The 12,106-nt window shown below is 55.6% G+C and carries 11 protein-coding genes; 4 read left to right on the top strand and 7 right to left on the bottom strand.

Annotation, left to right across the window (positions count from 1 at the left end; genetic code table 11):
• The first annotated feature begins 39 nt into the window (after positions 1-39).
• Together ACE38U_RS10170 and ACE38U_RS10175 are read left to right on the top strand one after the other, a co-directional pair.
• Complete coding sequence (locus ACE38U_RS10170) at positions 40-693, top strand: NAD(P)H-binding protein (protein WP_375529673.1); 654 nt, start codon at positions 40-42, stop codon at positions 691-693.
• 77 nt (positions 694-770) lie between these two features.
• Positions 771-1,814, top strand: coding sequence for a permease (locus ACE38U_RS10175; RefSeq protein WP_375529674.1), 1,044 nt, complete (start codon positions 771-773; stop codon positions 1,812-1,814).
• A 118-nt stretch (positions 1,815-1,932) separates the two neighbouring features.
• Here the strand turns inward: ACE38U_RS10175 and ACE38U_RS10180 are convergent, their stop codons facing one another.
• Positions 1,933-2,463, bottom strand: coding sequence for an NAD(P)H-dependent oxidoreductase (locus ACE38U_RS10180; protein WP_375529675.1), 531 nt, complete (start codon positions 2,461-2,463; stop codon positions 1,933-1,935).
• Positions 2,464-2,584: 121 nt separating this feature from the next.
• Here ACE38U_RS10180 and ACE38U_RS10185 point away from each other — a divergent pair, with 121 nt between their 5' ends.
• Entirely contained in the window at positions 2,585-2,938 is a 354-nt protein-coding gene (locus ACE38U_RS10185) for a winged helix-turn-helix transcriptional regulator (RefSeq protein ID WP_052049003.1), read from the top strand.
• Between the two features lie 30 nt (positions 2,939-2,968).
• On the opposite strand, the gene nrdG is transcribed toward ACE38U_RS10185, so the two are convergent.
• The 3 genes from nrdG to ACE38U_RS10200 form a co-directional block, all read right to left on the bottom strand.
• Positions 2,969-3,433, bottom strand: coding sequence for an anaerobic ribonucleoside-triphosphate reductase-activating protein (nrdG, locus tag ACE38U_RS10190; RefSeq protein WP_176981514.1), 465 nt, complete (start codon positions 3,431-3,433; stop codon positions 2,969-2,971).
• A gap of 137 nt (positions 3,434-3,570) precedes the next feature.
• Entirely contained in the window at positions 3,571-5,706 is a 2,136-nt protein-coding gene (gene nrdD, locus ACE38U_RS10195; protein WP_038478571.1) for an anaerobic ribonucleoside-triphosphate reductase, read from the bottom strand.
• Positions 5,707-6,002: 296 nt separating this feature from the next.
• Entirely contained in the window at positions 6,003-6,884 is an 882-nt protein-coding gene (locus tag ACE38U_RS10200; RefSeq protein ID WP_375529676.1) for a LysR family transcriptional regulator, read from the bottom strand.
• Between the two features lie 100 nt (positions 6,885-6,984).
• Here ACE38U_RS10200 and ACE38U_RS10205 point away from each other — a divergent pair, with 100 nt between their 5' ends.
• Positions 6,985-7,515, top strand: a complete 531-nt coding sequence (locus ACE38U_RS10205) for an NAD(P)H-dependent oxidoreductase (RefSeq protein WP_375529677.1) — start codon at positions 6,985-6,987, stop codon at positions 7,513-7,515.
• Positions 7,516-7,843: 328 nt separating this feature from the next.
• Here the strand turns inward: ACE38U_RS10205 and treC are convergent, their stop codons facing one another.
• From treC to treR, 3 genes are all read right to left on the bottom strand, one after another.
• The gene (gene treC, locus ACE38U_RS10210) at positions 7,844-9,502 is read right to left on the bottom strand and encodes an alpha,alpha-phosphotrehalase (protein WP_375529678.1); all 1,659 of its coding nucleotides are present in this window, start codon (positions 9,500-9,502) and stop codon (positions 7,844-7,846) included.
• Between the two features lie 52 nt (positions 9,503-9,554).
• On the bottom strand, positions 9,555-10,973 hold the full coding sequence (gene treB / locus ACE38U_RS10215) for a PTS trehalose transporter subunit IIBC (RefSeq protein WP_038478582.1): 1,419 nt from the start codon (positions 10,971-10,973) through the stop codon (positions 9,555-9,557).
• Between the two features lie 120 nt (positions 10,974-11,093).
• Positions 11,094-12,041: a trehalose operon repressor TreR gene (gene treR, locus ACE38U_RS10220; protein WP_176981518.1), complete on the bottom strand. Its 948-nt coding sequence runs from the start codon at positions 12,039-12,041 to the stop codon at positions 11,094-11,096.
• Positions 12,042-12,106 lie beyond the last annotated feature (65 nt).

Here is a 12,106-nt window from a genome sequence, read left to right on the forward strand (position 1 = left end):
TGCTGACATTGCAAGCGCTTAGCGAGAACAGGAGGCATTATGAGTCGAATCTTAATCACCGGAGCCACGGGGCTTGTCGGCGGCCATTTACTTCGTCTGCTTAACCAGGACTCCCGGATTAGCACTATTGCTGCACCCACTCGCCGCCCGCTGCAGGTGGCCCTGAACAAGGTGGTTAATCCCCACGATCCGCAGCTTTCCGATGCGCTCGCGCAGGTCACTGAGCCGGTCGATACCGTCTTTTGCTGCCTGGGAACGACGCTACGCGATGCGGGCAGCAAAGAAGCCTTTATCCTCGTCGACTATACGCTGGTGGTGGATACCGCACTTGCTGGCCTCCGGCTGGGTGCAACACATATGCTGGTGGTCAGCGCTCTGGGGGCGAACAGCCGCTCGCCGTTCTTCTACAACCGCGTTAAGGGCGAAATGGAAGACGCGCTGATAGCGCAGAACTGGCCGCGCTTGACCCTTGCCCGGCCTTCAATGTTGCTGGGGGAACGCCACGCCCGGAGGTTAAATGAAACGCTGATGGTGCCAATTTTCAAAATGCTGCCCGGCAAGCTAAAAGCTATTGAGTCAGTGGACGTGGCGAAAGCGATGCTTTCTGAAGCGTTCAATCCAGCACGGGAAGGCGTGACGATCCTCGACTCAGGTCACCTGCGTGAATTAGCCGCACACTCTTCTGGTGTTTAATCTTTCCCATTGAATCTGCCGCGCATAATATGGCGCGATAAATACTTCTCTCGCTAATCAATTTCAGGGGAACGACAATGTCTCTTTCTTCCGCCTCCGCCCAGGGAGTGCGTACATTTCCGTGGTGGAAGCCCGCGCTGTTTTTCCTGGTGGTGATAGCCGGGCTCTGGTACGTGAAGTGGCAGCCATACTACGGCAAAGCGTTTACCGCCGCGGAAACCCACAGTATTGGAAAATCTATCATCGCTCAGGCGGATGCAAACCCGCTCAAAGCTGCGCTGGATTATGCGATGGTCTATTTCCTGGCCGTCTGGAAAGCGGCGGCACTGGGCGTTATCCTGGGATCTCTGGTACAGGTGCTTATTCCCCGCGACTGGCTGCTGCGCACCCTGGGGCAGCAGCGTTTCAGAGGCACGCTCTTCGGCACGCTGTTTTCCCTCCCCGGCATGATGTGTACCTGCTGTGCGGCACCGGTGACGGCAGGCATGCGTCGCCAGTCTGTTTCTATGGGAGGAGCGTTGGCTTTCTGGATGGGAAATCCTCTGCTTAACCCCGCGACGCTGGTCTTTATGGGATTTGTTCTGGGCTGGCAGTTTGCTCTGGTGCGTTTAGTTGCGGGCCTGGCGACGGTACTTGGCGTTGCCTGGCTGGTGCAGCGCTGGGTCAAAGATAAACCGCAAAAGATTGAGCCTGTACCTGCCGCCAGCTACCCGGCAGACGCAGGCACTTTCCTGTCTCGCTGGGGAAAAGCGCTGTGGCAGCTATTCTGGAGCACGATCCCTGTCTATATTCTTGCCGTGCTGGTACTCGGCGCTGCGCGCGTCTGGCTGTTCCCGCACGCTGATGGGGGGGTAAGCGACACGCTGTTCTGGGTTATTGCCATGGCGATTGTTGGCTGCCTGTTCGTCATACCAACGGCGGCAGAAATTCCTGTCGTGCAAACCATGATGCTGGCGGGAATGGGCACGGCTCCGGCACTGGCGCTATTGATTACGCTCCCGGCGGTCAGCCTGCCGTCGCTGATTATGCTGCATAAAGCTTTCCCGGCTAAAGCCCTGTGGCTCACCGGCGGGCTGGTGGTGCTAAGCGGCGTGATTGTCGGTAGCCTGGCGCTTATTTAATATTATTTGCCAGCCCTCTGATTAATAAAAGCCACGCAATAGCGTGGCTTTTTAATGGCGAAGAAACTCTGTTCAATATTATTGAGGGAATCACTGCTTCGGAGGTGGATGCTAAATATTAAAAGGACTGCAGGTAATCAATATATCCTTTAGCGCTGTTTTCCAGCTGTTGGGCCGAGACTTCATATTCGGCACCGTAAAAAGCATAAAACGGCTGATAATCTGCTTCGACATATTTCGCCGTCATTTCAAAGGGCAGAAGTATTTCCTGAAGCGAATGGTGGTAACGCCCCTCGCGTGAGAAATCTTCTGCCTTAATCCCTGCGCTTACCGCCAGCGCAAACTTGCGGCCTCTGAGTTTATGCCCGCTGGTAGAGCCATATGCCCAGCCGTAGGTAAAGACTTCATCCAGCCACTGCTTCAATAAAGGCGGGCTATTAAACCAGTACAGTGGAAATTGCAGAATAATTTTATCGTGTTGCTCAATAAGTTTCTGTTCTCTTTCAACATCAATAGCGCCATCTTTATAAGTCTGATAAAGATTGTGCACGGTATATAACTCCGGGTATTTTTCTACTTCACTTACCCAATGCTTATTGATTTTTGACTCATCGATATTGGGGTGAATAACAACAATTAACGTTTTCATATCTAATTCCTTACGGAGTGGCTGATCGTCAGCGATTATTTTATGTTTTGCATCATAGGCAGCTTTAAATTAAAGTACAATACTGTCATTGTTGATATGTACTATACAAAAGGATAGTGTCATGAGCGAAGAGATCGCGCCGGATTCCTGCGCATTTATGGGCGATACGGGCTTTGCCTATACGCTGTCGCTGGTGAATGGGAAATATAAAATGATCATTCTTTATGCGCTGGCGGAGCATAAACCGGTGATCCGCTTTAACGAGCTTAAGCGCTGCATCGATACCATCTCATTCAGAACCCTGAGCCTGACGTTGAAAGAGCTGGAGAGCGACGGGCTGATTATCCGCAACGAATACCCGCAGATCCCGCCAAAGGTCGAGTACAGCCTTTCCGGGCGCGGTAAGTCGCTGATCCCGGTGCTGGATATGATGTGTGAATGGGGTAACGTGCATCGCCATGATGGGCTGAAGTGAAGCCTCCCGCTGGCCGTCGGGAAGCCGGTTTTAACGCAGGTGATGCACGACCTGGTTGCTGCTGCCGCGCCAGATAAGCGCCGGGTCTTTTAAATCCTGAACAAACTTGCCGTCTACCAGCACGTTAATCAACGCAACCACTTCTTGCTGGGCAGCGTCCAGCTCGTCAATCTTATACCCCGTCCAGATCCAGATATCCTTGCCGGGGCATTCGGCGCGCACGCGCTGCACCAGTTTAAGAATCTCCGGCACGTTTTGTGGGTGCAGCGGGTCACCGCCCGAAAGCGAAATTCCCTGGCGCTTAACGCGGGTATCGTTGAGGTCGGCAATAATGCGGTCGGCCATTTCTGGAGTGAACGGCATACCTGAATTCAAGCGCCAGGTGCTCTTGTTGTAGCAGCCGGGGCATTCATGCACGCAGCCTGAGACAAACAGCGTACAGCGAGTGCCGGGGCCGTTGACGATGTCGACGGGGTAGTATTGATGATAATTCATAGTATTGGCCTGATGCCCTCACCCCAGCCCTCTCCCACAGGAGAGGGAGAAAACCAGCGCAGGATGTAACAACATGCTCGACGGTTCCCTCTCCCCTATGGGGAGAGGGTTAGGGTGAGGGGAAATGGCTAAATGACTTAGCCGATCTGCCCGTTACCCAGGTGCTTAACGCGACGCTTAACTTCTTCCTGCTTGCCGGCGTTGAACGGACGAGCGTCCGGGCTGCCGAGGTAGCCACATACGCGACGGGTAACCGACACGCGCGCGGCGTCGTGATTGCCGCATTTCGGGCAGGTAAAGCCCTTGCTGGTACATTCGAACTCGCCGGTAAAACCACACTCATAGCATTCATCGATCGGCGTGTTGGTGCCGTAATACGGCACGTGCTTGTAGCTGTAATCCCACACGTCTTCGAGCGCCCGCAGGTTGTGCTGGATATTTGGATATTCGCCGTAGCAAATGAAGCCGCCGTTAGCCAGCGGTGGGTACGGTGCCTCAAAGTCGATTTTGTCGTAAGGATTAACCTTTTTCTCCACGTCGAGGTGGAAGCTGTTGGTGTAGTAGCCTTTGTCGGTCACGCCCGGTACGACGCCGAATTCTGCGGTATCAAGGCGGCAGAAGCGGTCACACAGGTTTTCGCTTGGGGTGCTGTAGAGGCTAAAGCCGTAGCCGGTTTCTTCTTTCCAGCTGTCGGTGGCTTCGCGCAGGCGAGCCACGATAGCAACGGCTTTCTCGCGCAGGGCTTCGCTGTCGTACACATGCTGATTACCGAACAGAGCGTTAACCGTTTCATGAATGCCGATATAGCCCAGCGAAATCGACGCGCGGCCGTTTTTAAAGATCTCAGACACGTCGTCGTCGGCCTTCAGGCGGACGCCGCAGGCGCCTTCCATATAGAGGATAGGGGCCACGCGAGCTTTGACGCCTTCCAGACGGGCAATGCGGGTCATCAGCGCTTTACGCGCCAGCTGTAAACGATCGTCCAGCAGTTTCCAGAAAGCAGCTTCATCCCCTTTGGCTTCCAGCGCAATGCGCGGCAGGTTCAGGCTTATTACGCCGAGGTTGTTACGCCCGTCGTGGATTTGCTCGCCGTTTTCTTCGTACACGCCCAGGAAGCTGCGACAGCCCATTGGGGTTTTAAACGAGCCGGTCACTTTCACGACCTGGTCGTAGTTAAGAATGTCCGGATACATGCGCTTAGACGCACATTCCAGCGCCAGCTGTTTGATGTCGTAGTTGGCATCACCAAACTTGTGGTTCAGGCCGTCACGGATTGCAAAGACCAGTTTTGGGAACACCGCAGTTTTGCGGTTTTTGCCCAGGCCAGCGATGCGGTTGCGCAGAATAGACTTCTGGATCAGGCGTGATTCCCAGCTGGTGCCGAGGCCAAAACCAAAGGTAACAAACGGCGTTTGCCCGTTGGCGGTATGCAGCGTATTCACTTCATATTCAAGGGACTGGAAAGCGTCGTAGCACTCTTTCTCGGTGCGGGAATGTGCATATTCCTCAGCATTCGGGATCTGCCACTCTTCGGCGATTTTACGGTGCTTGTTAAAGCTTTCGGTCACAAACGGCGCCAGCACTTCGTCGATGCGGTTGATGGTGGTGCCGCCGTAAATGTGGCTGGCAACCTGGGCAATTATCTGCGCCGTTACCGCCGTGGCCGTAGAGATAGACTTCGGTGGTTCAATCTCGGCGTTACCCATTTTGAAGCCGTGGGTCAGCATGCCTTTCAAATCGATAAGCATGCAGTTAAACATTGGGAAGAACGGAGAATAATCGAGATCGTGATAGTGGATATCACCGCGCTCGTGTGCCAGCACGACGTCACGCGGCAGCAGGTGCTGCTTGGCATAGTGCTTGGCGACGATCCCGGCCAGCAGATCTCGCTGGGTTGGGATCACCTTGCTGTCTTTGTTGGCGTTCTCGTTAAGCAGGGCGGAGTTAGTCTGCTCAACCAGGCCGCGAATTTCCTGGTTCAGACGACCACGCTTCTCGCGCTCAATATCGCGGTCATGGCGGTACTCAATGTAGGCGCGCGCCAGCTGCTTGTAGTTACCGGCCATGAGCTGGTTTTCCACGGCGATCTGGATCTCGCCAATGTCTACCTGGCTGCGGCCTGCCATCTGCTGGCTGACGCTCTCTGCGACGGTGGCGCAATAGTCCGCGTCATCGACTCCCGCTGCTTTAGCTGCACGCAGAATAGCTTCTCTGATGCGCTCTGAAGTGAAAGGTACCTTGCACCCGTCTCTTTTCATCACATGCGGTGTCATGATTTCTCCGTTTATTTTTAGGTTATCCACATAGGTAGGGGCGTATTCGGGAGCGCGTAGCCGTTTGTCCTGTCAAAACTTCCCGAAACTCGGCCCTTTTTATCCACAGATAATCCCCAAACTTATCCTGCGGACGTTGTTGTTATAATAGTCGATAGATACAACATGTAGGGCCGAGGTGCATTCTAAGGTCTATATATAGTGATTTGCATCAAACATGTTTGCGATTTTATTGATGCAGGACAAAGTAAATCGGGGGCGGCAGAGACGGTGGGCATCGATCAAAATGATGAGAATCATCTGATTAGTTTTTCGGAGAGATACTCGACAAAAACCCGGATTTTAGGCGGGACTTTTCCTCCGGCATATTTCACCCAGAGCTGCTGTGGTTCCGTGGTAACGTTCTGCAAAATCGGCAGCAGTTTTCCTTGCGCAATTGGCCCGGTGAGATACCAGTCGGCGAGATAAACGATCCCCATGCCGGACAGCGCCGCATCCACCAGCGAATCCGGTGAGGTAGTGATAAACCAGGCAGAGGGTTCGTCAAACAGCGCGCCGTTATCCATCCACTGCTGGAGGCGCCCGGTGCCGGAGTTGCGGTGCACGAGGCAGCGATGCTCCATGAGGTCTTCCAGCGTTTGCGGCGTGCCGAACTCGGCCAGGTAAGCCGGTGATGCCGCCATGATCATCTGTGACGTGTACAGCTCGCGGGCGACTACGCGGTTATCACGCACCGTGCGGTGGCCGATGGCCACGTCGATGCGTTCGCCAATCAAGTTCACGCTGCGGGCCTCCATCGACAGCTCAAAGCGAATCAGCGGGTAGCGCCGCTGAAACTCGGCAAGGATCGGCATCAGGCAGTGGCGGCCAAAGCCGGGGATCACGCTGACGCGCAGCAGCCCGGACGGTTCCGCGCCGGGGTTGACCAGCGCCTGGTTCAATGCGTGCCACAGCGGCGCAACCTGTTCACGCAGCGCTGTGCCTTCCTCGGTAAGCACCACGTAGTGCGTATTACGCACGAAAAGCACGATCCCGAGCCGCTGTTCAAGCTGGCGTATGCTCTTACTCACCGCCGCAGGCGTGATGCCCAGCTGGCGCGCAGCGGCGGAAAAGCTCTCGCAGTCTGCTGCCGCGAGAAAAGCCGGAATGAGCCGATGAACGTCTGCCGAAAGCATCATGCTTGTAACCTTTGGTTGAAACAGATGTGCCATGTTATGGACTACAGGTAAGGCCTGTCATCTGAAAAGATAGCCTCATCCCAAAAATGAGACCTGAAAGATGAAAAAAATATTAGTGCTGGCGGCGCATCGCACGCCTGATGAATCCCGTATTAGCCAGGCAGGTATTGCCGCCCTGAAAGGCATTGAAGGCGTCACCGTTCATGAGCTGAAACGTGAATACCCGGACCATCAGATTGACGTGGCGCGTGAGCAGGCTCTGCTGCTGGATCACGAGTCCATCGTGCTGATGTTCCCGTTCTGGTGGTACAGCTCTCCGGCGATCCTCAAGGACTGGCAGGATCTGGTGCTGACCTTCGGCTTTGCCTACGGCAGCAACGGCACCGCGCTGCACGGTAAAAAACTGATGGTGATGACCTCAACCGGCGGGGCGGCGGAAGCCTATCGTGCTGACGGCGCTAACCGTTATACGGTTGAAGAGCTGCTGCTGCCGTTCCATGCGATGGCGAATAAAACCGGCATGATCTGGCAGGCACCCGCGCTGATCCAGGGGGCAAATACGATTACGGAAGCGCTGATCGATGAGGGCGTAAACGGCTGGCTGAGCCGGATTCAGGCGCTGAAAGGGTAATTTCTCCCCTCACCCCGGCCCTCTCCCCAGAGGGGCGAGGGGGAAAACAAGCGACAGGAAACATTGTTTATCCCTTCTCCCTTTCAGGGAGGGGGACGTGGGAGGGGGAAACAAGCAACAGGAAACATTGTTTATCCCTTCTCCCTTTCAGGGAGGGGGACGTGGGAGGGGGAAAACAAGCAACAGGAAACATTGTTTATCCCTTCTCCCTTTCAGGGAGGGGGACGTGGGAGGGGGAAAACAAGCGACAGGAAACATTGTTTATCCCCTCTCCCTTACAGGGAGAGGGTCAGGGTGAGGGTAATCTTTTCAAACGTAGGCAATCAGGTTAACGCTTAACCCAGTACACCGCCTCAAATGGTCTCAGGCTCATCTCGCCCGGCTTAGCTGCGGCGTCAGAGTAGTTACTCATCAGCACTTCCCATTCACCGTCATGGCCTTCCAGCTGCAGCCACTGTGCTTCACCGCTGAGGTTAGCGGCAACCACCAGCGTTTGCCCTTGGTGTTGCCGGCTGTAGCTCCACACCAGCGGATGCTCCGGAAGCAGATCCTGATAGTCACCCCAGGTCAGCACCGGCTCTGCCTTACGCAGCTTGATCAGCCGCTGGTAGGTATAGAACACCGAGTCGCTGTCTTTCAGCGCCGTTTCGGCGTTGACCGTCTGGTAGTTATCGCACAGGCCAATCCACGGCGTGCCTTCGCTAAAGCCTGCATTGTTGCCCGCATCCCACTGCATCGGCGTGCGGCTGTTGTCGCGTGACTTGCTGGCGAGAATAGCCATCAGAGTGTCGCTGTCGCGCCCAAGCGTGCGCAGCTCGGCAAACATATTGAGGCTTTCCACATCGCGATACTGATCGATGCTAGAGAAATGCGGGTTGGTCATCCCAATCTCTTCGCCCTGGTAAATGTACGGCGTACCCTGCATGCCGTGCAGCACCATCGCCAGCATTTTCGCCGACGTTGTGCGCAGCTCGCCTTCGTGGCCAAAACGGGAAACAATGCGTGGCTGGTCGTGGTTACACCAGAACAGCGCGTTCCAGGCTACGTTGTGCATGCCCTGCTGCCAGTGGTTGAAAATGGACTTCAGCTCCACGTAATCTGGTTTTGCCAGCGTCCATTTCTCGCCGCCCGGATAGTCGACCTTCAGGTGGTGGAAGTTAAAGGTCATCGACAGCTCGCTGCCGTCGAGGGCGCCATATTTCTGGCAGTTATCCAGCGAGGTGGAGGACATCTCGCCGACGGTCATCAGGCCGAGCGGCTTAAAGGCATCGCGGCTGAATTCCTGCAGGTACTCATGAACGCGCGGTCCGTCGGTGTAAAAACGGCGGCCATCACCTCCGTCAACGTCGTTCGGGAACTGCTGATCTTTGGAGATCAGGTTAATCACGTCGAGACGCAGGCCGTCCACGCCGCGGTTGGCCCAGAACTCACAGACCTTTTTCAGTTCGGCGCGAACCTCCGGGTTCTCCCAGTTGAGATCGGCCTGCTCGGGGGCGAACAGGTGCAGGTAATACTGCCCGGTTTCCGCCTGCCACTGCCAGGCGTTGCCGCCAAACTTCGAGCGCCAGTTATTCGGCAGAACATCCGGCGTGCCGTCGCGCCAGATATAGAACTCGCGATACGGGCTGTGTTTATCCTGTGCCTGCTTAAACCAGTCGTGCTCGGTAGAGGTGTGGTTGAACACCATATCGAGCACCAGCCGAATGCCGCGCTGGTGGGCTTCAGCGACCAGTAAGTCGAAGTCTTCCAGCGTGCCGTAAGTTGGGTCGATGGCGCAGTAGTTGGCTACGTCGTAACCGTTATCTATCTGAGGTGAGACATAAAACGGCGTAATCCAGAGGGCGTCGACGCCCAGCGTCTTGAGGTAATCCAGACGCTTAATCACGCCTTTCAGATCGCCGGTACCGCTGCCGGTCGTGTCCTGGAAACTCTTCGGGTAAATCTGATAGATGACGCCGGTCTGCCACCAAGGAGGAGTGATATTCATAACGAATTCCTGCTAGCTGAAGGGGGGCATTGCTGCCCCCCGGTAAATCGAATTAAACCACCAACAATGTGCCCTGACGTAATTTGCGCTTATACACCACAGATGTCAGAACAATAGGTACGATGACTGCAATAACAATCGCAATAGCGTAGATGCCCCAGAACTTAGGCTGAATGGACAGAATGCCCGGCAGGCCACCAACGCCGATGCCGTTCGCCATGACCCCGTTCAGTCCGCACAGCAGGCCGGCCAGGCCGGAACCTACCATCGCGCACAGCATCGGGAAGTGATACTTCAGGTTGATACCGTACATCGCCGGCTCGGTGACGCCGAGGTAGGCAGAGATAGCCGCCGGGACGGAGATTTCACGCTCGTTTTGCTTGCGGCTGCAGATAATGATGCCGACAACCGCAGAAGCCTGCGCGATGTTAGACAGCGCAATCAGCGGCCAGACCGGCGTGCCGCCCATGCTCTGAATCATCTGCATGTCGATGGCAAGCGTGGTCTGGTGAACGCCGGTGATAACCAGCGGTGCATACAGGAAGCCAAACAGCGCGGCGCCAACAGGGGCGAAGCTGCCGGTCATCAGGTGACGAACCGCGAAGGCAACGCCGTCACCGATCATGCGGCCGAATGGCCCAATCACGGTGTGCGCCAGGAATACGGCGAGGATCAGCGAGCAGACAGGCACGATAACCAGGTAAAGGTAATCCGGCACGATGCGTTTCATGCGTGTTTCAATGAAGCCGAGCGCCAGGCCCGCCAGCAGCGCAGGAATAACCTGTGCCTGGTAGCCGACTTTCTCGATGGTGAACCAGCCGAAGTTCCACACTTCCGGGATCTTGCTGCCAAGCTCATAGGCGTTCATCAACTGAGGTGACACCAGCGTGACGCCCAGCACGATGCCGAGGATCGGCGTCCCGCCCATTTTCTTCACCGCAGACCAGCAGATACCCACCGGCAGATAGAAGAAGATAGCCTCGCCAATCAGCCACAGGAAGTCGTACACGGTTTTCAGCGCCGGATACATCTGGGCAAGGGTTTCCCCGTTGCTCATCGGCAGGTCGCCAATCACGTTACGGAAGCCGAGGATCAAACCCCCGCTTATCAGCGCTGGCAGCAGCGGGAAGAAGATCTCCGCGAAGTGCGAGATCAGCTGTTCGTGCCATTTCATGTTTTGGCGGGCCGCCGTTTTGGCCTGCTCTTTGTCGGCGGAGTCGAGCCCGGTAGTGGCAATCAACGCTTTGTAATAATCATCCACATCGGTACCGATAACCACCTGGAACTGGCCGGCGTTGGTAAAGCAGCCTTTCACCATTGGCAGGTTTTCGATCTCTTTAGGATGGGCATTTTCGGGATGGTTCAGTACAAAACGCAGTCGGGTAATACAGTGGCTGACGGTGGCGATATTCTCGCGTCCGCCAACCAGTTCGATCAGTTTATCGATGTCTTGTTGTTTTACTTTGCTCATAAGTAACACCCTGGGTAGGAGGTAATGACCTGTAGTAAGGGTAGCCGGGAATCTATTTTACGAAAATGGGAACGTTCCCGAAATCAAGCGAAGATCACAAAATCCCGCTTAGGGGAGGTTTTATTGCAGGTGGCTTGGGACGACGATTTGCCGCAGCTGTTGGCCCTGGGAGATCTGCCCGATCAGCTGTAAAGCCGCGGCGCGACCGGCTTCGGCATAGCCTGGGTCGACGGTAATAATTTCAGGATGCAGAAACTTCATCAGCGGCGTGTTGCCCACGCTCGCCAGCTTGATCTCGCTGAGGTTTTGCTGCTGGAGATACTTGCTCGCGCCCAGCGCCAGGGTGTCGGTGGCGCACAGCAGGGCGGTGGTTTTCGGGGTCAGCACTTCAACAACGTGGTCGTAACCCTGCTTCATGGCCAGGCCCGGCAGGGCGGCATTAGGGGCAATATCGTGGTCACGGCAAAAAGCGAGATAAGCCTGATGACGGCGGTAGCCGGTGGTTACGTCCCCGTGGGGCACGCCGAGGAAGCTGATGTCACGGTGGCCCTGCTGGTAAAGCGTCGACATCAGGATCTGAATGGCGCCTTCATCGTCATAACACACCGAGGCGAAGCCGCTGGCGTCTCGCGCCATCAGCACCAGCGTGGAGCGCCAGGGCTGCAGGATTTTCTCGTCGATGCCGGTGAAGCCAAACAGAATCACGCCGTCAATGTTGCGACGGCGCAGCATGCCGAGGTGTTCTTCAACCATGTCCGGCGAAAACTGGCTTTCCATCATGATGGGATCGTAACCCTGCTCGTAAAGAGACGGCAGCATGGTTTGCACCGCCAGGTTTTCCGACAGGGAATCCAGACGAGTGACAATAATGGCGACAACTTTATCGCTTTGCCCACGCATGGCGCGCGCCGAGCGGGAAGGGGAGAACTCGTGCTGCTGCATCACCGCTTCAACCCGTTCACGCGTGCGGGCGCTGACGCCGCTTTCATTGTTCAATACGCGAGAAACGGTAGATTTCCCAACGCCGCTTAGGCGGGCGATATCTTTAATGGTAAGGCGAGTTTGCATAGCAGTTCTTTTTCCTGGCGGTCACGGTGCAAAAAAGCTCGTTCTTCATCAGGCCTGGCGGCGAG

It is taken from the genome of Cedecea selenatireducens (assembly GCF_042138895.1).
GTDB lineage: Bacteria > Pseudomonadota > Gammaproteobacteria > Enterobacterales > Enterobacteriaceae > Cedecea > Cedecea selenatireducens.

Excerpts from the sequence above, each read along its gene's own strand:
- ACE38U_RS10170 (WP_375529673.1), top strand. The coding sequence starts at position 40 with ATGAGTCGAATCTTAATCACCGGAGCCACGGGGCTTGTCGGCGGCCAT.
- ACE38U_RS10175 (WP_375529674.1), top strand. The coding sequence starts at position 771 with ATGTCTCTTTCTTCCGCCTCCGCCCAGGGAGTGCGTACATTTCCGTGG.
- ACE38U_RS10180 (WP_375529675.1), bottom strand. The coding sequence starts at position 2,463 with ATGAAAACGTTAATTGTTGTTATTCACCCCAATATCGATGAGTCAAAA.
- ACE38U_RS10185 (WP_052049003.1), top strand. The coding sequence starts at position 2,585 with ATGAGCGAAGAGATCGCGCCGGATTCCTGCGCATTTATGGGCGATACG.
- nrdG (WP_176981514.1), bottom strand. The coding sequence starts at position 3,433 with ATGAATTATCATCAATACTACCCCGTCGACATCGTCAACGGCCCCGGC.
- nrdD (WP_038478571.1), bottom strand. The coding sequence starts at position 5,706 with ATGACACCGCATGTGATGAAAAGAGACGGGTGCAAGGTACCTTTCACT.
- ACE38U_RS10200 (WP_375529676.1), bottom strand. The coding sequence starts at position 6,884 with ATGATGCTTTCGGCAGACGTTCATCGGCTCATTCCGGCTTTTCTCGCG.
- ACE38U_RS10205 (WP_375529677.1), top strand. The coding sequence starts at position 6,985 with ATGAAAAAAATATTAGTGCTGGCGGCGCATCGCACGCCTGATGAATCC.
- treC (WP_375529678.1), bottom strand. The coding sequence starts at position 9,502 with ATGAATATCACTCCTCCTTGGTGGCAGACCGGCGTCATCTATCAGATT.
- treB (WP_038478582.1), bottom strand. The coding sequence starts at position 10,973 with ATGAGCAAAGTAAAACAACAAGACATCGATAAACTGATCGAACTGGTT.
- treR (WP_176981518.1), bottom strand. The coding sequence starts at position 12,041 with ATGCAAACTCGCCTTACCATTAAAGATATCGCCCGCCTAAGCGGCGTT.